This window comes from Streptomyces sp. Je 1-4 4N24 (assembly GCF_026239515.1).
GTDB lineage: Bacteria > Actinomycetota > Actinomycetes > Streptomycetales > Streptomycetaceae > Streptomyces > Streptomyces nigrescens.
The window spans coordinates 6,675,413-6,695,079 of record NZ_CP110836.1 but is presented as its reverse complement, the minus strand read 5'-3'; the positions used below and the strand labels follow the sequence as shown (position 1 = coordinate 6,695,079).

Here is a 19,667-nt window from a genome sequence, read left to right as displayed (position 1 = left end):
GGGGTATGCGGCTCAGAGTTCGGGGCCGTCGCCGGGCTCTTCCTGGTACGAGTAGCGCTGCTCGCGCCACGGGTCGCCCAGATTGTGGTAGCCGCGCTCTTCCCAGAAGCCGCGGCGGTCGGCCCGCATGTATTCGATACCGCGGACCCATTTGGGCCCTTTCCAGGCGTACAGATGCGGCACGATCAGACGGACCGGGAATCCGTGCTCCGCGGTGAGGAGTTCACCGGAGCGATGGGTGGCGAAGAGGCACTTCTCCGCGGCGAAATCCTCGATCCGCAAATTCGAACTGAACCCGTACTCCGCCCACACCATGACATGGGTGACATCGGGTGCCGGCGGCGCCAGATCCAGGATGGTCCGGGTGCGGACCCCGCCCCATTCGGCTCCCAGCATGCTGAATTTCGTCACGCAGTGCATATCCGCGACGACCGTGCTGTACGGCAGGGCCGTGAATTCCTCGTGCGACCAGCAGTGCTTCGCGTCGTCAGCGGTGGCGCCGAAAGCCCGGAACTCCCAGCGTTCGGCCCGGAACTTCGGCACCGGCCCGTAATGCGTCACCGGCCAGCCCCGCTGGAGCCGCTGCCCCGGAGGCAGCTCAGGAGGCTCCTCTTCGCGGCTTTCCGGCTGACCCATGCCCTCCATGTTGTCAGACTGGAGGGGGTGCCGATGACCAGGGAGGGAGGGATTCGGGCAACTCGTACTAAGCATGCACTTACTGGACGCCCCACTCCGGGCGGTGCGAGGATGCGCGGCACCTGCCCAGTTCTCGCGTGGAAGGAGCCCGCAGCCATGCAGGGCGACCCCGAGGTCATCGAATTCCTCAACGAGCAGCTGACCGCCGAGCTGACCGCGATCAACCAGTACTTCCTGCACGCCAAGATGCAGGAGAACTTCGGCTGGACGAAGCTCGCCAAGTACACCCGCTCCGAGTCCTTCGACGAGATGAAGCACGCGGAGATCCTCACCGACCGGATTCTCTTCCTCGACGGTCTGCCGAATTACCAGCGGCTGTTCCATGTACGGGTCGGCCAGACCGTCACCGAGATGTTCCAGGCCGACCGGCAGATCGAGGTCGAGGCCATCGACCGGCTCAAGCGCGGTATCGAGCTCATGCGCAACAAGGGCGACATCACGTCGGCGAATATCTTCGAGGACATCCTCGCGGACGAGGAGCATCACATCGACTATCTCGACACCCAGCTGGAACTGATCGAGAAGCTCGGAGAGGCGCTCTACATCGCCCAGGTCATCGAGCAGCCGAGCTGAGCGAAAGGCCTGATGGCCACCCTCCGCGACGGCCCGGCCGGCACGGGGAGATCACCCGCGCCCTGAGGGCTACGCGGCCTCCGAAAGCACCGCGGGCGCCACTGCGTCCGCCTCCGCGCCCAGCGGCTCGGGCGCACCGCTGTCGATGAGCTCGCGGCGAGGGCAGTCCCCCCGGCCGAGCAGCGACTGGATACGGCGCACACAACCGCCGCAGTCGGTGCCGGCCTTGCAGGCGGAGGCGATCTGGCGGGGCGTGCAGGCGCCCGCGTCCGCGTGCTCGCGGACCTGCTTCTCGGTGATCCCGAAGCAAGAGCAGACGTACACGCGGTTCACCTCCGGTGGGATGCCCCACCGATCCGGCTGATCTTGAGTGAGGTAACCCTTACCTTACCTGGCCCGGCAGGGGCTACACAACGCGGTGGGGCGCGGATCACAAGGATCCGCGCCCCACTCCCGTTGTCTCCCTGACCGTCAGTGCAGGTCAGCGGCCGACTGCCTCACTGGTCGCGGTACATCTCCGCCACCAGGAACGCCAGGTCGAGCGACTGGCTGCGGTTGAGCCGCGGGTCACAGGCGGTCTCGTAGCGCTGGTGGAGGTCGTCGACGAAGATCTCGTCGCCGCCGCCCACGCACTCGGTGACATCGTCACCGGTGAGCTCGACGTGGATACCGCCCGGGTGCGTGCCGAGGGCCTTGTGGACCTCGAAGAAGCCCTTGACCTCGTCCAGCACATCGTCGAAGCGCCGGGTCTTGTGACCGGAGGCCGCCTCGAAGGTGTTGCCGTGCATCGGGTCGCAGATCCAGGCGACCTGCGCACCGGAGGCGGTGACCTTCTCGACCAGCTCGGGGAGCTTTTCGCGGATCTTGTCCGCTCCCATGCGGGTGATGAAGGTCAGCCGGCCCGGCTCCCGCTCCGGGTCGAGGCGCTCGATGAGCGTCAGCGCGTCCTGTGCGGTGGTCGTCGGGCCCAGCTTGACGCCGATGGGGTTGCGGATGCGCGAGGCGAACTCGATGTGCGCACCGTCCAGCTGACGGGTGCGCTCGCCGATCCAGACCATGTGGCCGGAGACGTCGTAGAGGTTGCCGGTGCGCGAGTCGACCCGGGTCAGCGACGACTCGTAGTCGAGGACCAGGGCCTCGTGGGAGGCGTAGAACTCGACGGTGCGGAACTCCTCCGGGTTCACCCCGCAGGCGTTCATGAAGTTCATCGCGCGGTCGATCTCGCGGGCGAGGTCCTCGTAGCGCTGTCCGGCGGGCGAGGACTTCACGAAGTCCTGGTTCCAGGCGTGCACCTGCCGCAGGTCGGCGTAGCCGCCGGTGGTGAAGGCGCGCACGAGGTTCAGGGTCGCCGCGGAGGCGTGGTACATCCGCTTCAGCCGCTGCGGGTCCGGGATCCGGGCCGCCTCGGTGAACTCGAAGCCGTTGACGGAGTCGCCGCGGTAGGTCGGCAGCGTCACCCCGTCACGCGTCTCGGTGGGCTTGGAGCGCGGCTTGCTGTACTGGCCGGCGATCCGGCCGACCTTGACCACCGGGACGGACCCGGCGTAGGTCAGGACGGCGCCCATCTGGAGGAGCGTCTTGAGCTTGTTCCGGATGTGCTCGGCGGATACGGCGTCGAAGGCCTCCGCGCAGTCGCCGCCCTGAAGCAGGAACGCCTCACCACGGGCGACTGCTCCCAGGCGCTCGCGCAGCTGGTCGCACTCGCCCGCGAAGACGAGCGGCGGATAGGACTCGAGCTCCGCGATCACATCGCGCAGAGCCTCTTGGTCCGGCCAGTCAGGCTGCTGCGCCGCGGGCAGGTCTTGCCAGGTGTTGCCACCGGCGTGGGTTTCAGCGTTCACGGTCACAAGCCCCACATTACGGGGTCCCGTCGGGGTGTCCGTCCCGGCATCCGGACTTTGAGACGCATGGCACTCCGACGGTCCGGTAGGGTGCCCGGCATGTGCACGCGACCTGCCTTGAACAGGACCTGGTGGTGGACCGCTCATCCGGCGGCCCACTGATTCGCGCGCACATCCCACACTTCGCGAAGGCCGCCCGAGGGGCGGCCTTCAGCCTTTTCCGGCGGCCGTTCCTCCTCTCCTGGAAGGAACTCCCGCCATGCACCGCGAGCCCCCCGCCCGCACCGACGCCGCCGCGCTCGTCCAGCGGCTGCTCGACCCCGCCTGCCCGCCGTTCGCCCTGCTGCGCCGCCGTACCCCCGGGCGGGACGCCGCTGACACCATCGAGGTGCTGACCGGCGAGGTGACGGAGGTCGAGCGGCTGGCCGACATCCCGCTGGGCGACGGGACACCGGACGCGCCGGTGACCGACGCGCTCGCGCTGATCCCGTTCCGGCAGATCCGCGAGCGCGGCTTCCGGGCCCATGACGACGGCACACCGCTGGCCGTGCTGCGCCCCCGGGAGACCGCCGAGCTGCCCCTGGACGAGATGCTGGCGGCGCTGCCCGCCCATGACGTGCGGGTGACGGACGGGGCGTTCGACGTGGACGACGACGCCTACGCCGGGATCGTCGGGCGGGTGGTACGGGACGAGATCGGCACCGGCGAGGGCGCGAACTTCGTCATCCGCCGGACGTTCGAGGGCGAGATCGCGGACTTCTCGGCGGCCGACGCGCTGGCGCTGTTCCGGCGGCTGCTGGCCGGTGAGCGCGGCGCGTACTGGACGTACGTGGTGCACCGTCCCGGGGTGCGCACACTGGTCGGCGCCAGCCCCGAGGTGCACGTCCGGATGACAGGCGAGAGGGGCGAGCGCGAAGCGCTCTCGGCTGTGGGTGGCGGAGGGCGACGGGTGGGCGGGACGGTCGTGATGAATCCGATCAGCGGCACCTACCGCTACCCGGAGGGCGGCCCCACCGCCGAGAGCCTGCTGACGTTCCTCGACGACCGCAAGGAGGTCGAGGAGCTGTCCATGGTGGTGGACGAGGAGCTGAAGATGATGTGCACCGTCGGCGACAAGGGCGGTGTGGTGATCGGGCCCCGGCTCAAGGAGATGGCGCATCTCGCGCACACCGAGTACGAGCTGCGCGGCCGGTCCACCCTCGATGTGCGCGAGGTGCTCAAGGAGACGATGTTCGCGGCGACGGTCACCGGGTCGCCGGTGCAGAACGCCTGCCGGGTGATCGAGCGGCATGAGCCGGCCGACCGCGACGGCCGGGGGCGCGGCTACTACGCGGGGGCGCTGGCGCTGATCGGACGGGACGCGGGCGGTGCGCAGACGCTGGACTCGCCGATCCTCATCCGGACCGCCGACATCTCCGCCGGAGGGCGGCTGCGGGTGCCGGTCGGCGCCACGCTGGTGCGCGCCTCCGACCCGCACAGCGAGGTCGCCGAGACCCATGCCAAGGCCGCGGGGGTGCTCAGCGCGCTGGGTGTCCGGCCGGCGCCCGCGCGCCCGGGGGCCGGGGGACGGCCGCCGCGGCTGGCCGACGACCCGCGGGTGCGGGCCGCGCTGGACGCCCGCCGGGCCGATCTGGCGCCGTTCTGGCTGCGGATGCAGACCACCGCGCCGACCGCCGAGCTGAGCGGGCACGCCCTGGTCATCGACGCGGAGGACACCTTCACCGCGATGCTGGCGCATCTGCTGCGCACCTCGGGGCTGACCGTGACCGTGCGCCGCTTCGACGAGCCGGGGCTGCGCGAGGCCGCCCGTGCGCACCGGGGACCGGTCGTGCTGGGCCCGGGGCCGGGCGATCCGTCCGACGCCGCCGACCCCAAGATGCGCTTTCTGCGGTCGCTGACCGCCGAGCTGGTCGCGGGGCACCGGCACGGGCCCGCCCGTCTCCCGACCACCACCCCTCATCGAGGCCCTTCGGGCCGCGCGATTCTCGGGGTCTGCCTCGGCCATGAGCTGATCGCCGCGGAGCTGGGGTTGGAGATCGTCCGCAAGGAGGTGCCCTTCCAGGGCGCGCAGGAGCGGATCGAGTTCTTCGGACGTACGGAGACGGTCGGCTTCTACAACACCTTCACGGCCCGCTGCGATGACACCACCGCGGCCGAACTCGCCATGCACCGCGTGGAGTTGAGCCGGGATCCGGCCTCCGGCGAGGTGCATGCGCTGCGCGGTCCGGGATTCGCGGGGGTGCAGTTCCACCCGGAGTCGGTGCTGACCCTGGACGGCGCCTCGGTCACCGCGCAGCTGCTGGCAGCTGTCCTCGTGTGACCAGCATGTTCTCGTTGGTGCGGTGGGCCAGGTAGTCCTCGACATTGGCCACGGTGGCCTCGATGATCTGGCCCACCGCCTCCTGAGTGAAGTACGCCTGGTGCGAGGTGATCAGCACGTTCCCGAAGGTCATCAGGCGGGCGAGGGTGTCGTCGCCGATGATGTCCAGGGACTTGTCGAAGAAGAAGAACGCGGCCTCCTCCTCGTAGACGTCCAGGCCGACACCGGTGAGCCGGCCGGCCTTGAGCGTGTCGACGAGGGCCGCGGTGTCGACGAGCCCGCCGCGGCTGGAGTTGATCAGGATCGCGTCGTCCTTCATCGCGGCCAGCGCGGCGGCATCGATGAGATGCCGGGTGGACTCCACCAGCGGGAGGTGCAGGGTGAGCAGATCCGCCTCGGCGAACAGCCGCTCCCGGGCGACGTACTGCATGCCGAGCGCGACGCAGCGCGGGTTCTCGGCGAGGTCCCAGCCCAGCAGGTTCATGCCGAAGCCATGGGCGATCCGGATGAAGGCCTCGCCGATCTTGCCGGTGCCGAGCACCCCCGCCGTACGCCCCCGCAGATCGCGGCCCATCAGGCCGTCCAGCCGGAAGTCGAAATTATGGGTGCGGTTGGTGGCCCGGACGATCCTCCGGTTGACGGCGAGCGCCAGGGCCCAGGCGAATTCGGCGACCGCGGAGGGCGAGTAGTGGGCGACCCGGCCGACGCTCATCCCGAGGTCGGCCGCGGCCTCCAGATCGATGTTGTTGAAGCCCGTCGAGCGCTGGGCGATCATCTTCGTCCCGCCCGCGGCGAGGGTCTGCAGGACATCCGCGCCCAGATCGGCGTTGACGCTGGAGCTGACGATCTCGTATCCGCGCGCGATGGGGGCGGTGTCGCGGTTGAGGAAGACATCCAGGCTGCGGACCTGGTGCCGGCCGGCGAAGCCCTTCTCCAGGAACGGCTGCTCATCCGCCTGCACGCCGAAGGCGACGATCTCCACGAGCTCTCCCGGGTTCTTGCGCCGGTTCGGAATCTCCCACCCATGAGCGATAGGCCGGATATGTCGCGTATGGCGAATATACGGCCCCTCGCCCGGCGGTGCCGCCCGGGATGCGGGACGGCGGTGGGAACGGTGGGCGTCCGGCTCAGCCGAAGAACACCCCCACCTCGGAGTAGAGCGCCGGATCGACGGTCTTCAGCTTGGCGGTGGCTTCCGCGATCGGCACCCGGACGATGTCCGTGCCGCGCAGCGCGACCATCTTCCCGAAGTCGCCGTCCCGCACCGCGTCGATGGCGTGCAGCCCGAAGCGGGTGGCCAGCCAGCGGTCGAAGGCGCTGGGCGTGCCGCCGCGCTGGGTGTGCCCGAGGACCGTCGTCCGCGCCTCCTTGCCCGTGCGCGACTCGATCTCCTTGGCCAGCCACTCCCCCACCCCGGACAGCCGGACATGCCCGAAGGAGTCCGTGGAGCCGTCCTTGAGCACCATCTGCCCGTCCTTGGGCATCGCGCCCTCGGCGACGACCACGATCGGGGCGTAGCGGACCTTGAAGCGGGACTCGATCCACCGGCAGACCTGCTCGATGTCGAAGCGCTGCTCCGGGATGAGGATGACGTTCGCCCCGCCGGCGAGACCGGAGTGCAGCGCGATCCAGCCGGCGTGCCGGCCCATCACCTCGACGACCAGCACCCGCATATGGGATTCGGCGGTGGTGTGCAGCCGGTCGATGGCTTCGGTGGCGACGCCGACGGCGGTGTCGAAACCGAAGGTGTAGTCCGTGGCCGACAGATCGTTGTCGATCGTCTTGGGGACGCCGACACAGGGGACGGCGTGTTCGCCGGAGAGCCGGGCGGCGACGCCGAGGGTGTCCTCGCCGCCGATCGCGATCAGCGCCTCGATCTCCTGCTTGGCGAGCGTCTCCTTGATGTGGCGGACGCCGTCCTTCTCCTTGAAGGGGTTGGTCCGCGAGGAGCCGAGGATGGTGCCGCCGCGCGGCAGGATGCCGCGCACCGCCGGGATGTCCAGCGGCACCGTGTCGCCTTCCATCGGCCCGCGCCAGCCGTCCCGGAAGCCGACGAATTCGTATCCGTACTCCTGGGTGCCCTTGCGGACGATGCCCCTGATCACCGCGTTCAGACCCGGGCAGTCGCCGCCGCCGGTCAGTACTCCGACCCGCATCGCTGCTTCACCTACATCCCGTCAGTGGCCGCGCACACGGCCGTGCTCGATCCGACCCCGGTCACGCTAATGGTGATCTGGGTCACTCAGGGATGGGACAAACGGTGATGCCGGTGATTTATCGGGGAGTTGCTGCCGGGTGTTCACCCGGACGAGCGGATCCCGCCGGGCCGTGGCCGCTCCGGCCGGTGCTCCCGCCGGTCAGGCCTCGTCGAGGCCGCGCTCGATCGCATACCGCACCAGCTCCACCCGGTTGTGCAACTGGAGCTTGCCGAGGGTGTTCTGGACGTGGTTCTGGACCGTGCGGTGCGAGATGACCAGCCGTTCGGCGATCTGCTTGTACGAGAGTCCCTTGGCGACCAGCCGCAGCACCTCGGTCTCCCGGTCCGTCAGCTGCGGGGCGCCCGGCTCGTCCGCCGTCGCGGGGGCCGGCTCGGTCGCCAGCCGGCGGTACTCACCGAGCACCAGACCGGCCAGGCCCGGGGTGAACACCGCATCGCCGGCGGCCGTGCGCCGCACCGCGTCCAGCAGCTCGGCCGTGCTCGCCGACTTCAGCAGATAGCCGGTCGCCCCGGACTTGACCGCCTCCAGGACATCGGCGTGCTCACCGCTCGCGGACAGCACCAGCACCCGCAGCGCCGGATTGGCGCCGACCAGTTCCTTGCACACCTGGACTCCGGGCAGCCCCGGCAGATTGAGATCCAGGACGAGCACATCGGGCGAGGCGGCCTGCGCCCTGCGCACCGCCTGGAGGCCGTCACCGGCCGTCGCCACCACCTCGCACCCGGCCTCCGCCAGATCCCGCGCGACCGCGTCCCGCCACATCGGGTGGTCGTCGACCACCATGACCTTCAGACCCGTCTGCTCACTCATGCCGGCACCTCGCCCCGCGCGGCCTCGTCCCGCTCCGTGCTGCTCACGCTCTCGCCTTCCCCCGCCTTCCGCCCTCGGGCGCCGTGCCCTTGGGGACCGTCAACTCCACTTCCGTGCCCTGGCCGGGGACCGAGACCCACTCCGCGGCACCGCCCAGGTCCCGCAGCCGGCCGCGGATCGACAGGGCCACCCCCAGCCGTCCCTCGCGTTCGGCGTCCGCGAGCCGGCCCTCGGGAATACCGGGGCCGTCGTCGCGGACCGTCACGATCACCGTCTGCGGTTCGTCCTCCACCAGGATCCATGCGCGGGCCTCCGCCCCCGCATGCACCCGGACATTGTCCAACGCCGCACTGACAGCGGCCGCGAGCTCGGCCGCCGCGGCGGCCGGCAGCTCGACCGGGGCACCGGGCTCGGAGAACGTCACCCCGGCACCCGCGAACGGCGCGAGCAACGCCCGGACGTCGCACGGCCCGTCGTCGGCCGGCTCCGGTGCCGGTGCGGGTGCGGGTGCGGTCGGGGTGGAGGGCACCGCGTCGTCCGCCGCGCCCTCGCCGGCCGGCTGCGGCACCGTCCGCGCCGCATCGCGCGGCGGCGACACCAGCCCGCCGGCGACCAGGGTCCGCAGCGCGACCTCCTGTTCCCCGGCCATCCGGCCCAGCTCGGCCGCCTCGCCGCCGATCGCGGCGCCGCGCCGCTGCACCATCGCCAGGACCTGCAGCACGCTGTCGTGGATGTCCCGGGCCAGCCGCTCCCGCTCCCGGGTGGCGGCCTCTATCTGCAGCGCACGGGCGAGGGTCCGCTCACTGGCACGGGCCACCTCGACGACATAGCCGATGGCGACGCTGGCCACCCACACCAGCACCACGTTGTGGACGGTGTCGCGGGCCAGCTCCTGGCGCTCGACGAGATTGGCCACCGCCACGGCGCTGGAAGCCACCGCGGCCCAGCGCCAGCCGCCCTTGATCGCGAAGCCCAGGACGGCGCCCGCCGTCCAGATGGAGGGCAGCGTCGGTGCGCCGTCCATGATGCGGGCGTGGGTGTCGACCAGCGGGGTGAGCAGGATGCCGCCGACGGCGAAGCCGAGGTCGGCGAGCAGGAAGTGCCGGGTGCAGCGCTCGGCGGAGGTCGTCCGGCGCCAGGTCAGCACCATCCAGACGGTGAGCGCGCCCATGTAGGCGGCGGCGGCCGGCGGATGCTCGTACTTCTGGTAGGAGAGCCCGACCAGGCACAGGGTGTAGACGAGGGTCAGGATCCGGTAGCCGGTGAGCGCACGCCACAGCGGCAGCTCGACGGACATCCGCAGCGCCTTCGGCGGCTTGCTCCTGCCCTTGGCGGCCAGGCCGCCGCGCACGGTCCGTGTCTGCGTATCCGTCATTGCCGGCCCCCACCCCTCGCCGGGCGCCCCCGGCGCCCGGCCTCGGCCCTGCCCGTCTATTCGGCGGCTGACTTCTTGGCCTGCTCCGCCTCGGCCTGCTGCTTCGCCTCGGCCTTGGCCGCGTCGGCGATCTGCCGCTTGGCCGCGGTCGCGTAGATGTCGACGTACTCCTGGCCGGACAGCTTCATGATCTCGTACATGACCTCGTCGGTGACCGACCGCAGAATGAAGCGGTCGCCCTCCATGCCCTGATAGCGGGTGAAGTCCAGCGGCTTGCCGATACGGATGCCCGGACGGATCATCTTCGGCACGATCTTGCCCGGCGGCTGCACCTTCTCGGTGTCGATCATCGCCACGGGGATGACCGGCGCCCCGGTGGCCAGCGCCACCCGGGCCAGTCCGCCCGGCTTGCCGCGGTAGAGCCGGCCGTCCGGGGAGCGGGTGCCCTCCGGGTAGATGCCGAACAGCTCACCGCGCTCCAGCACCTCGATACCGCTCTTGATCGCCGCTTCACCGGCGCCACGGCCGCCCGAGCGGTCGACCGGCAGCTGACCCACGCCCTTGAAGAACGCGGCGGTCAGCTTGCCCTTCACGCCGGGCGAGGTGAAGTACTCGGACTTGGCGATGAAGGTGACCTTGCGGTCGAGCACCGCGGGCAGGAAGAAGGAGTCCGAGAAGGACAGGTGGTTGCTCGCGAGGATCGCCGGACCCTCGGCGGGGATGTTCTCGATGCCTTCCACCCAGGGCCTGAAGGCAAGCTTCAGCGACCCGCCGATGGAAAACTTCATTGCGCCGTAGATCAACCGACTGCCTCCTGTGTGTGACGCAAAGACCTTAACCTGCCCCGGTGGCCCCCTCGCGCCGCGGCGGTCGTCGGACCTACCCGCCTGCCGTCGCTTTGCGTACCCTGAGGTAACTCGCCAGACCCCCTCATCGATCGGAGTCCCCCGGTGCCGCTCCTTCCCGGAGCCGAGCCGTTCCGCCGTGACGGCGGAGAGGTCGGCGTCCTTGTGTGCCACGGCTTCACCGGCTCCCCCCAGTCTGTACGCCCCTGGGCCGAATATCTGGCCGACCGGGGCCTGACGGTCGCCCTCCCCCTGCTGCCCGGTCACGGCACCCGCTGGCAGGACATGCAGATCACCACGTGGCAGGACTGGTACGCCGAGGTCGACCGCGAACTGCGTGCGCTGACCGAGCGCTGCGCCAAGGTCTTCGTCTGCGGACTGTCGATGGGCGGTGCGCTGGCACTGCGGCTGGCCGCCAAGCACGGCGACGCCGTCAGCGGGGTGGCGGTGGTCAACCCGGCCAACAAGCTCCATGACGCGGCCGCGCCGCTGCTGCCGGTGCTGCGGCATCTCGTACGGACCACCAAGGGCGTGGTCAGCGATATCGCCAAGCCCGGCGCCGAGGAGGTCGGCTACGAGCGGGTGCCGCTGCACGCCGCGCATTCGCTGAGCCGGTTCTTCCGGCAGGTCGACTCCGAACTCCCGGGCGTCACCCAGCCGTTGCTGGTGATGACCAGCCCGCAGGACCATGTCGTACCGGCCGCGGACTCCGAGCGGATCCTCGCCCGGGTCTCCTCCACGGACGTCCGGCAGACGCTGCTGGAGCGCAGTTACCACGTCGCGACGCTGGACCACGACGCCGAGCAGATCTTCCGGGACACCTTCGCCTTCATCTCCCGGCTCGCGCCACAGGCGGGGGCGGAGGCACAGGAGGGGGCGGCGGCCAGTGGCGGAGCGTAGCCCCCGCGACCCCCGGGACCCGCTGGACGAAGAGGCCGCCTGGGCCGAGATCGTGGCGGGCTACGGCGAGCAGCCGTCGTTCCCCGCGGGCGACGGGGACGGCGGGGACGGGACGGCCGGGGCCTCCGGGACCTCCGGGGTCTCCGGCTCGTCCGGCTCGTCCGGCGCGGCCACGAAGGACGGCACGGACGGGAAGCCCGAGGCCGCCGCACCGTCCGAGGCCGCCGGGAAGGACGGCACGGGCGAGGGATCCGGCACCGGCGACGCCGCCCGTCCGGGCAGCTTCGTCGTCTTCGCCCCGGGCGTCGGGCCCCGCGACTGGAGCGCCGGCACACCGTCCGACGACGACTTCGACGAGACCGACGAGGGCCACTTCACCCCGCCCGAGCCGCCCCCGCTGCCGAAGGCCGATGTCACCACCAAGTTCGCCTGGCTCGCGGTGGTCGGCGGTCCGCTGCTGCTGGTGGCCATGGTGCTCTTCCAGCAGCCGGTGACGTGGTGGATCACGGTCCTGGGCATCGGCGGCTTCCTCGGCGGTTTCGCCACCCTGGTGGCCCGGATGAAGGACGACGACGAGGACGACAACGATCTGCCGGGCAGCGGCGCGGTGGTGTGAGTCAGCCGGTGGCCGGCACCCGCAGCGCGGCCAGCACCGGCAGATGATCCGTGGCGGCCCGCAGGTCGGCCTCCCGTACCCCCGCCAGCCCGTGCGGCACACCGCAGCCCAGGACCTCCACGCCCTCCGTGGTGAAGATCGCGTCGATCCGCTGATGCGGGTCGTGGGGCGTGGAGGTGAACTCCCCGCCCCAGGGCTTGGCCGCCCAGGCGTCCGTGAGCGCCCCCGCCAGCCGGCGGAAGCTGCGGCCCTCCGGCCGGTCGTTGAGGTCGCCCCCGGCGACGGCGTAGGGCACCTCCAGGGTGGCCAGCCGCTCCAGCAGCAGCCCGGCCTGCTCGTAGCGCTCCCGGTCGGCGAGGCTGAGATGGCAGCTGAGCACCCCGAGCCGGGCCCCGCCGATCCGGACCACGGCGAGGGCGAGACCGCGCTGGTGCAGTCCGGGGGTGCGGGGCAGCAGCACCTCCTCCGTACGCTCCACATGGGCGCGCAGGGTGGACAGGATCATCGGGCCCGCGGTCGTGCCGCCGCCGGTGACGTACACCAGACCGGCCGCGCGGGCCAGCCGCTCGGCGGCCTTGCGCCAGCGGAAGAACCGCGGCGCCTCCTGGATCAGCACGAGGTCGGGTGCGCAGGCCCGGATCACCCTGGCCAGCGCCGCCCGGTCGTCGCGCAGTGAGCGGATGTTGTAGCTGAGCACCCGGATCACGGCCGCACCGGCGGGTCCTGATTCCCCGGAAACGGGGCCGGGCTCGGTGGCGGAGGCAGGGAGCGGGATCACGGCGGCAGGTCCTCTCACCGGGAGGGTCACGCGGGCCAAGATAGAGCACCGTCCGCCGCACCCCCATGGGGCGCGACGGACGGTGCCGTACGGATGAGCGGGCGCTGGACGGCCCGGAGGCGGGTCAGCCCTGGCGCGCCAGGTCGGCCGCGCCGACCAGACCGGCCTTGCCGCCGAGCTGGGCGGCGAGCACCTGGGCGTGCGGCCGCCACTGGTTGCCGACCAGCCAGCGGCGGAAGGACTTGCGGATCGGTTCCAGGACCAGCTCGCCCTCGTCCGAGACGCCGCCGCCGACGATGAAGGCGGAGGGGTCGAAGAGCGAGGCGAGGTCGGCGAGCCCGGCGCCGGCCCAGCGGGCCAGTTCGCGGAACGAGTCGATGGCGACCGGGTCGCCCTGGCGGGCGGCCTCGCTCACGTGCCGCCCCTGGATGCCCTCGGAGGTGCCGTCGCCGAGCGACAGCAGGATCTGGGCGTTCTCGGGGGTGGCGAAGGCGCGCTGGCGGGCGTAGCGCAGCAGGGCGCGGCCGGAGGCGTACTGCTCCCAGCAGCCCTGGTTGCCGCAGCCGCACAGCAGGCCGTCCGGCACGACCCGGATGTGCCCGAATTCGGCGGCGACGCCGAAGCGGCCACGGCGCAGCTTGTTGCCGATGATGATGCCGCCGCCGAGGCCGGTGCCGAGGGTGATGCAGATGACGTCGCTGTGGCCCTGGCCCGCGCCGAACTTGTACTCGCCCCAGGCCGCGGCGTTGGCGTCGTTCTCGACGACCACCGGGAGGCCGACGCGCTGTTCGACCTTGTCCTTGAGCGGTTCATGGCGCCAGTCGATGTTCGGGGCGAACAGGACCGTGGCCCGCTTCTCGTCGACATAGCCGGCCGCGCCGATGCCGACGGCCTCGACATGATGGCCCGCCCCGACAGTGCGCACCGCGTCCGCGATGGCCTCGGTCAGCGCATCGGTGGCATGCGGAGTCGGCACCTTGCACGTCTCAAGGATCGAGCCCTCTTCGTCGACCACGCCGGCCGCGATCTTCGTGCCGCCGATGTCGACGCCGATGGTGAGTCCCATGTGTCCCTCAGTTTTTCGCTCGAACCCCGCCGAGTCCCACCGTACCGGAGGCAGGAGGGCCGCCCACGTTCTTCGGGCTGTGGGGGGAGGGACACATCCCGTACACCCAAGGCCCCGAGGGCTCAGTCGAGATCGATCCGCTCGGTGCCGGTGGGGCCGTCGTCGTCGCGCGGGTCGTCGTCGCGGCGGCCTTCGGGCCGGTCGTCGAGGTCGTCACGGGTCCAGCGGCGCTCGCTGCCCTCGACGGCGGAGCGGTAGGCGGCGAGCAGCTCGGAGCCGGCCGCGGCGAGGTGGTCGAAGATGTCGGGGTTGCGCTCGATGACCGGCTCGACGGCTGCCTTGGCCTGCTTGAACAGCTGGTTGACGGCGCCCTGTGCGGCGATGCCGCCCAGCGCGCCGGGCAGCTGGATTCCGGCGAGCTTGTCGGTCACCGCCTCGGCGAGCTTGCGCAGCTCCTCGGCGGCGCTGCCCGGCTCCGGGCCGCTGCCGGTGCGGCGGCGGGCCTTCTCGGACGCGAGGTCCTCGGCACAGGCGGTCGCCCAGGCGTCGGCATCGGGCTCGGCCTGGCGGTCGGCGGGGCGCTCGGTGGCATCACTCATGAGGAACTCCGTGACTCCTGCGGCGAGGCGGTACGGCGAAGCAGTGCGGGACGGGCACATCGGGGCGGGGCCCACCCTCGACGGTACCCGAACGGTGGTAGCGCGTTCAGTCGCTCTTGGGCCACAGATCCGGATCCGGTGTGAAGCGGATCTCCAGGGCACCGTCGCGCAGTCCGGCGCCGGAGACGGTGCAGCGGCGCAGCGCGGAGGGGAGGGTACGGATCCGCCGGAAGCGGCCGACGGTGACCACGATCTCGTCGCCGCGGCGCACCAGGCCGAGGCCCTTGCGCTCGGCGCCGGGCAGCGGCACCCGCCAGACGAGGATGCCGTCGGCGGCCAGCCGGTCCTCGACGGTCCAGGGGTCGGGGTGGGGCAGCCCGTCGGCGGGCGCGGCCGCGCCGATCTCGCCCACCGGTCCGCCGATCAACTCGTCGAGCTCGTCGACGCCCTGGGGGTCGCGGCCCAGGTGCGGCACCTCATGGACGGGGAGGTCGGGGAATTCCTCGCGCAGCGCCTTGAGGGCGGTCTGCTGGCTGCCGGAGAGCGCGGCGAGGAACGGGTCGGCCGAGCCGGTGGGCAGCAGCCGGTTGACGACCACGCCGTCGGTGCGCCGGCCGTGCAGCGCGAGTCCGGCGCGCAGGGTGCGCAGGGTGGCGGCGGCGACCGGTCCGGCCTCGGTGACCAGGCGTACGGAGGTGCCGGGGTCGTCGATCGTCCGCTGGACGGCGGCGAGTTCGGTCTCCCAGCGCTCGGCGGCGTCGTACAGCTTCTGGGCCGGCATCGGGACGCCGGCGAGCTGGGCGAGCACCGGGCGCAGCGCACGGGCCGCCTGGCGCTCGGGCGGCAGCAGCCGGCGCAGATAGCGGCGCACCTGGGCCGGCAGGGCGAGCAGCCGGACGGTCTCGTCGGCCGAGGGCATGTCGACGACGACGAGGTCCCAGTCGTCCGAGGCGTGTTCGGCGCGCAGCGCGTGCAGCAGCGCGAAGTCCTCGGAGCCGGGGAGTTCGGTGAGTTCGTCCTCGTCGAGGGGGGCGGCGCCGAGCAGGTCGAGGGCGGCGCCGGCGCGCTCCTGGAAGGCGAGGAACTCCTGGCGGAAGCGGTCGCCGGGGTCGATGCGGCGGGCGTGCAGACCGGGCGCTATCGGGGTGGGGGCGTCGGCGCCGAGGGGCGTGCCCAGCACCGTTTCCGGTGCGCTGCTCCCGGTGGTGAGCAACAGGGCCCGCTCGCCCCGGCGGGCGCCGGCCAGGGCGGTCGCGGCGGCGAGCGTGGTGCGGCCCGCGCCGCCTGAGCCCGTGACGAGGACGATGCGCACGCTCAGAGCTTCTTGGCCTCGTCGGCGGGCGTCTGCGGGCCGTCGTGGCCGCTCTCGACGCGCTTCTTCAGCCCGGCCAGCGCACGGTCGATGATGACCTTCTCGGCCTTGCGCTTGATCATCCCGAGCATCGGGATCTTGACGTCGACGGTGAGCTGGTAGGTCACCTCGGTGCGCGCGCCGCTGCCGAGCGCGGAGAGGTGGTAGGAGCCGTCGAGGGCGCGCAGCATCTGGGACTTGACCAGGGACCAGCTGACCTCGTTCTCGCCGGTCCAGGTGTAGGCGAGGGTGTGGTCGTCCTTGATCGCTCCGGCGTCCAGCAGCAGGCGCACCTGCTCGGCGCGGCCGCGGTCGTCCTTGGCGAGCACCTCTGCCTCTTTGACCTCTCCGGTCCATTCCGGGTAGCGGTCAAAGTCGGCGATCACTCCCATCACTTCGGCGGGTGCCGCCTCGATCGTGATGCTCGAGCTGGTGTGTTCGGCCATCGCCGTGACTCCTCCATGCCGATCCGTGCCGGTCCGCCGACTCCTCCCCCGAGCTCTCAGCTCCTCCCCCGCTCCCGGCTTCGCCCGAGCGGGGGCACCCCCATGAGCCGGGGAGACCCCATGACGTGCTGTCTCTGCTGCTGAAGGCTACCGCGCGGGCGAACGCGGGCGGACACCAGCAGGCCCGGAACGACGGGGCGGGGCGGCCGCCGGGCACCCTTCGCCGGGCTCATGACCAGAGGTATCGGGGCTCACCACTCCAGGACATAGGGCGTCCCGGTCGCATTGAAGTGGCCGACATTGACGCATTCCGTACCGTCGATCCGGATCCGGCGGGCGAGCGGCTGGTGCACATGGCCGAAGAGGGAGTAACGCGGCCGGGTGGTGCGGATGGCGTGCAGCAGGGCCGCGCTGCCGCGCTCGAAGCGGCGGGCGACGGTGTCGTAGCAGAGCTCAGGGACGTCGGGCGGGATATGGGTGCACAGCACGTCCACCTCGCCGAGCGCCTCGATCTTGGCGGCGTACTCCTCGTCGCTGATCACGTAGGGGATTGGGGTCTCCCCTGCTCGAACGGAGTGGAGAGCTTGGGGAAGCATGGGGGTGGTCAGACCGCCGCCGACGAACCCGAAGACCCGGCCGCCGATCTCCACCCGCTGGCCGTCCAGGACGGTGGTGCCGGGTCCGGCGTACTCGGGCCACAGGCGCGGCATGTCGACGTTGCCGTAGGTGGCGTACGTGGGAGTCGGGAAGGCCGCGAAGAGTTCGGCGTACTGCCGGCGGACCGCGCCTTCGATGACCGACTCCCGGTTCACGCCGGTACGGTCCAGTTCGCCCCACAGTTGGCGGCCCAGCGCGCGGGCCTCCTCGAAGCGGCGGGCGGTGCGCAGTTCGACCAGTGCGTCGGCGTTCGCGACGCCGAAGAGGTCGGGGAAGATGCCGCGCGAGTGGTCGGCATAGTCAAGGAAGAGGACCAGGTCACCGAGGCAGACCAGGGCATCGGCGCCGGCTCCGGCCGCCGCGAGGTCCCGGCTGTTGCCGTGTACGTCACTGACCACATGCACACGCATGGCGTCACCCTAGATCGCTCGCGCGGGCGCCGGGAGAGGGGCCCCGGAAGCCGGCGTTACTTTCGGGTCACCTACCCATTGGTCTAGTCTGCGCGGGTCAGTCCCCATGGCGTGTCCCGCAGCGTGTGACGCATCGAACATCTGGCCGTTCCCCCCTATCCCAACAGCGATACCGATGGGTAACGTCCGGGCAGTCCAATCCCCCCTGCATGATCGTGGACCGCCGCCGGTGTACACACAGCGTCGTGGCGCCGGCGCTTTTGAGGAGCAGCAGTCTTGCGCGAGTTCAGCCTTCCGGCCCTGTACGAGGTCCCCGCGGACGGCAATCTGACGGATCTCATCCGCCGAAATGCCGCGCAGCACCCGGATGTTGCCGTCATGGGACGCAAGGTGAACGGAGAGTGGCAGGACGTCACCGCCGCCACCTTCCTCGCCGAGGTCCGCGCCGCCGCCAAAGGTCTGATCGCCTCCGGGGTCCGGCCCGGCGACCGGGTCGGTCTGATGTCGCGCACCCGCTACGAGTGGACACTGCTGGACTTCGCCATCTGGAGCGCCGGCGCGATCACCGTCCCGGTGTACGAGACCAGTTCCGCCGAGCAGATCCAGTGGATCCTCGGCGACTCCGGCGCGGTGGCCTGCCTGGTGGAGTCCCCCACCCACGAGGCGACCGTCGAGTCGGTCCGCGACCGGCTGCCGGAGCTGGCGAACATCTGGCAGATCGAACGGGACGCCCTCGCCCGGCTGCAGGCCGCGGGCGACGGGATCTCCGACGACGAGGTGGAGGCGCGCAGCGCGCTCGCCGACGCGGACTCGCCGGCCACCATCGTCTACACCTCCGGCACCACCGGCCGTCCCAAGGGCTGTGTGCTCAGCCACCGCAGCTTCTTCGCCGAGTGCGGCAACATCGTCGAGCGGCTGCGGCCGCTGTTCCGCACCGGCGAGTCCTCGGTGCTCCTCTTCCTCCCCATCGCGCATGTCTTCGGCCGGCTGGTGCAGATCGCCGCGGTGATGGCGCCCATCAAGCTGGGCCACGCCCCGGACATCAAGAACCTCACCGACGACCTCGCCTCCTTCCGGCCGAAGCTGGTCCTGGGTGTGCCCCGGGTCTTCGAGAAGGTCTACAACTCGGCGCGGGCCAAGGCGCAGGCCGACGGCCGGGGCAAGATCTTCGACAAGGCGGCGGACGTCGCGATCGCCTACAGCCGCGCGCTGGACACCTCCGAAGGCCCGTCGCTCGGCCTGAAGCTGAAGTACAAGGTCTTCGACCGGCTCGTGTACGGCAGGCTGCGCGCCGTCCTCGGCGGCCGCGCCACCCACGCCATCTCCGGCGGCGCCCCGCTCGGTGAACGCCTGGGCCATTTCTACCGCGGTATCGGCTTCACCGTGCTGGAGGGCTACGGCCTGACGGAGTCCTGTGCGGCCACCGCCTTCAACCCCTGGGACCGGCAGAAGATCGGCAGCGTGGGCCAGCCGCTGCCCGGCTCGGTCGTCCGGATCGCCGACGACGGCGAGGTGCTGCTGCACGGCGAGCACCTGTTCACCGAGTACTGGAACAACCCGTCGGCCACCAAGGAGGCGCTGTCCGACGGCTGGTTCCACACCGGCGACCTCGGCACCCTCGACGAGGACGGCTACCTCGCCATCACCGGCCGCAAGAAGGAGATCCTCGTCACCGCGGGCGGCAAGAACGTCGCCCCGGCCGTGATCGAGGACCGTATCCGGTCGCACGCCCTGATCGCCGAGTGCATGGTCGTCGGCGACGGCCGGCCGTTCATCGGCGCGCTGATCACCCTCGACGAGGAGTTCCTGCCCCGCTGGGCCCAGGAGCACGGGCACCCGGCCGGGGTGACACCGGCTCAGCTCGCCGAGGACCCGCAGCTGCTGGCCGCCGTACAGCGCGCGGTCGACGACGGCAACGCGGCGGTCTCCAAGGCCGAGTCGGTACGCAAGTTCCGCATCCTGCCGACCCAGTTCACCGAGGAGTCGGGCCATGTCACGCCGTCGCTGAAGCTCAAGCGGAACGTGGTGGCGAAGGACTTCGCGGAGGACATCGAGGCGCTCTACCGCGCGTAGGAGCGGCCGGCCCCCGGCGGGCCGGGGCCGCACCCAAGGAAAATCCGCCGTCGTGGCTGTGTGCCGCGGCGGCGGATTTTCCTTGGGTGACC

General features: G+C 71.3%; 19 protein-coding genes. 5 read left to right on the top strand and 14 right to left on the bottom strand.

Annotation, left to right across the window (positions count from 1 at the left end; all coding sequences use genetic code 11):
• Positions 1-12: 12 nt before the first annotated feature.
• Positions 13-645 carry a sulfite oxidase-like oxidoreductase gene (locus tag SLV14N_RS29200; protein WP_086021862.1) on the bottom strand — a complete coding sequence of 211 codons (633 nt, stop codon included), beginning with the start codon at positions 643-645 and terminating at the stop codon, positions 13-15.
• A 147-nt stretch (positions 646-792) separates the two neighbouring features.
• On the opposite strand from SLV14N_RS29200, the gene bfr reads away from it, so the two are divergent.
• Positions 793-1,269: a bacterioferritin gene (gene bfr, locus SLV14N_RS29195; RefSeq protein WP_018093517.1), complete on the top strand. Its 477-nt coding sequence runs from the start codon at positions 793-795 to the stop codon at positions 1,267-1,269.
• Between the two features lie 69 nt (positions 1,270-1,338).
• Here the strand turns inward: bfr and SLV14N_RS29190 are convergent, their stop codons facing one another.
• Entirely contained in the window at positions 1,339-1,593 is a 255-nt protein-coding gene (locus SLV14N_RS29190) for a bacterioferritin-associated ferredoxin (protein WP_208684930.1), read from the bottom strand.
• A 173-nt stretch (positions 1,594-1,766) separates the two neighbouring features.
• Positions 1,767-3,110, bottom strand: coding sequence for a class II 3-deoxy-7-phosphoheptulonate synthase (locus tag SLV14N_RS29185; RefSeq protein ID WP_176740857.1), 1,344 nt, complete (start codon positions 3,108-3,110; stop codon positions 1,767-1,769).
• Positions 3,111-3,369: 259 nt separating this feature from the next.
• Between SLV14N_RS29185 and SLV14N_RS29180 the strand changes: the two genes are divergently transcribed.
• The gene (locus tag SLV14N_RS29180; RefSeq protein ID WP_263271727.1) at positions 3,370-5,430 is read left to right on the top strand and encodes an anthranilate synthase family protein; all 2,061 of its coding nucleotides are present in this window, start codon (positions 3,370-3,372) and stop codon (positions 5,428-5,430) included.
• Here SLV14N_RS29180 and SLV14N_RS29175 read toward each other — a convergent pair.
• From SLV14N_RS29175 to SLV14N_RS29155, 5 genes are all read right to left on the bottom strand, one after another.
• Positions 5,396-6,412 carry a 2-hydroxyacid dehydrogenase gene (locus SLV14N_RS29175; RefSeq protein WP_263271726.1) on the bottom strand — a complete coding sequence of 339 codons (1,017 nt, stop codon included), beginning with the start codon at positions 6,410-6,412 and terminating at the stop codon, positions 5,396-5,398. The two genes, SLV14N_RS29180 and SLV14N_RS29175, sit on opposite strands and share 35 nt — an antisense overlap.
• Before the next feature lie 145 nt (positions 6,413-6,557).
• Positions 6,558-7,586, bottom strand: coding sequence for a 6-phosphofructokinase (locus SLV14N_RS29170; protein ID WP_263271725.1), 1,029 nt, complete (start codon positions 7,584-7,586; stop codon positions 6,558-6,560).
• A gap of 201 nt (positions 7,587-7,787) precedes the next feature.
• The gene (locus SLV14N_RS29165; RefSeq protein ID WP_208684922.1) at positions 7,788-8,459 is read right to left on the bottom strand and encodes a response regulator transcription factor; all 672 of its coding nucleotides are present in this window, start codon (positions 8,457-8,459) and stop codon (positions 7,788-7,790) included.
• A 43-nt stretch (positions 8,460-8,502) separates the two neighbouring features.
• Positions 8,503-9,834, bottom strand: coding sequence for a MacS family sensor histidine kinase (gene macS, locus SLV14N_RS29160; RefSeq protein ID WP_369292821.1), 1,332 nt, complete (start codon positions 9,832-9,834; stop codon positions 8,503-8,505).
• A 56-nt stretch (positions 9,835-9,890) separates the two neighbouring features.
• On the bottom strand, positions 9,891-10,622 hold the full coding sequence (locus tag SLV14N_RS29155) for a 1-acyl-sn-glycerol-3-phosphate acyltransferase (RefSeq protein ID WP_208684921.1): 732 nt from the start codon (positions 10,620-10,622) through the stop codon (positions 9,891-9,893).
• Positions 10,623-10,784: 162 nt separating this feature from the next.
• Here SLV14N_RS29155 and SLV14N_RS29150 point away from each other — a divergent pair, with 162 nt between their 5' ends.
• A complete protein-coding gene (locus tag SLV14N_RS29150) occupies positions 10,785-11,579 on the top strand; it encodes a carboxylesterase (RefSeq protein WP_208684920.1) in 795 nt (264 codons plus the stop codon).
• Positions 11,566-12,195, top strand: coding sequence for a hypothetical protein (locus SLV14N_RS29145; protein ID WP_208684919.1), 630 nt, complete (start codon positions 11,566-11,568; stop codon positions 12,193-12,195). Before SLV14N_RS29150 ends, SLV14N_RS29145 begins: the two co-directional genes overlap by 14 nt.
• A 1-nt stretch (position 12,196) precedes the next feature.
• Here SLV14N_RS29145 and SLV14N_RS29140 read toward each other — a convergent pair whose 3' ends face one another.
• The 6 genes from SLV14N_RS29140 to SLV14N_RS29115 all read right to left on the bottom strand — a co-directional run bounded on the left by SLV14N_RS29140 (position 12,197) and on the right by SLV14N_RS29115 (position 17,502).
• On the bottom strand, positions 12,197-12,970 hold the full coding sequence (locus SLV14N_RS29140) for an endonuclease/exonuclease/phosphatase family protein (protein WP_208688154.1): 774 nt from the start codon (positions 12,968-12,970) through the stop codon (positions 12,197-12,199).
• A 127-nt stretch (positions 12,971-13,097) separates the two neighbouring features.
• Positions 13,098-14,039, bottom strand: coding sequence for an ROK family glucokinase (locus tag SLV14N_RS29135; protein ID WP_093645852.1), 942 nt, complete (start codon positions 14,037-14,039; stop codon positions 13,098-13,100).
• 122 nt (positions 14,040-14,161) lie between these two features.
• Complete coding sequence (locus SLV14N_RS29130; RefSeq protein ID WP_208684918.1) at positions 14,162-14,638, bottom strand: DUF5304 domain-containing protein; 477 nt, start codon at positions 14,636-14,638, stop codon at positions 14,162-14,164.
• A gap of 106 nt (positions 14,639-14,744) precedes the next feature.
• Complete coding sequence (locus SLV14N_RS29125; protein ID WP_208684917.1) at positions 14,745-15,950, bottom strand: ArsA family ATPase; 1,206 nt, start codon at positions 15,948-15,950, stop codon at positions 14,745-14,747.
• Between the two features lie 2 nt (positions 15,951-15,952).
• Positions 15,953-16,435 (bottom strand): SRPBCC family protein, encoded by a 483-nt coding sequence (locus SLV14N_RS29120; protein WP_208684916.1) that lies wholly within the window; start codon positions 16,433-16,435, stop codon positions 15,953-15,955.
• Positions 16,436-16,686: 251 nt separating this feature from the next.
• The gene (locus tag SLV14N_RS29115) at positions 16,687-17,502 is read right to left on the bottom strand and encodes a metallophosphoesterase (RefSeq protein WP_208684915.1); all 816 of its coding nucleotides are present in this window, start codon (positions 17,500-17,502) and stop codon (positions 16,687-16,689) included.
• Positions 17,503-17,778: 276 nt separating this feature from the next.
• On the opposite strand from SLV14N_RS29115, the gene SLV14N_RS29110 reads away from it, so the two are divergent.
• On the top strand, positions 17,779-19,575 hold the full coding sequence (locus SLV14N_RS29110) for a long-chain fatty acid--CoA ligase (RefSeq protein WP_208684913.1): 1,797 nt from the start codon (positions 17,779-17,781) through the stop codon (positions 19,573-19,575).
• Positions 19,576-19,667 lie beyond the last annotated feature (92 nt).

What these genes read in the sequence shown, in the direction of transcription:
- SLV14N_RS29200 (WP_086021862.1), bottom strand. Translation starts at nt 645, where the DNA reads ATGGAGGGCATGGGTCAGCCGGAAAGCCGCGAAGAGGAGCCTCCTGAG.
- bfr (WP_018093517.1), top strand. Translation starts at nt 793, where the DNA reads ATGCAGGGCGACCCCGAGGTCATCGAATTCCTCAACGAGCAGCTGACC.
- SLV14N_RS29180 (WP_263271727.1), top strand. Translation starts at nt 3,370, where the DNA reads ATGCACCGCGAGCCCCCCGCCCGCACCGACGCCGCCGCGCTCGTCCAG.
- SLV14N_RS29170 (WP_263271725.1), bottom strand. Translation starts at nt 7,586, where the DNA reads ATGCGGGTCGGAGTACTGACCGGCGGCGGCGACTGCCCGGGTCTGAAC.
- SLV14N_RS29165 (WP_208684922.1), bottom strand. Translation starts at nt 8,459, where the DNA reads ATGAGTGAGCAGACGGGTCTGAAGGTCATGGTGGTCGACGACCACCCG.
- macS (WP_369292821.1), bottom strand. Translation starts at nt 9,834, where the DNA reads ATGACGGATACGCAGACACGGACCGTGCGCGGCGGCCTGGCCGCCAAG.
- SLV14N_RS29155 (WP_208684921.1), bottom strand. Translation starts at nt 10,622, where the DNA reads ATGAAGTTTTCCATCGGCGGGTCGCTGAAGCTTGCCTTCAGGCCCTGG.
- SLV14N_RS29135 (WP_093645852.1), bottom strand. Translation starts at nt 14,039, where the DNA reads ATGGGACTCACCATCGGCGTCGACATCGGCGGCACGAAGATCGCGGCC.
- SLV14N_RS29130 (WP_208684918.1), bottom strand. Translation starts at nt 14,638, where the DNA reads ATGAGTGATGCCACCGAGCGCCCCGCCGACCGCCAGGCCGAGCCCGAT.
- SLV14N_RS29120 (WP_208684916.1), bottom strand. Translation starts at nt 16,435, where the DNA reads ATGGCCGAACACACCAGCTCGAGCATCACGATCGAGGCGGCACCCGCC.
- SLV14N_RS29115 (WP_208684915.1), bottom strand. Translation starts at nt 17,502, where the DNA reads ATGCGTGTGCATGTGGTCAGTGACGTACACGGCAACAGCCGGGACCTC.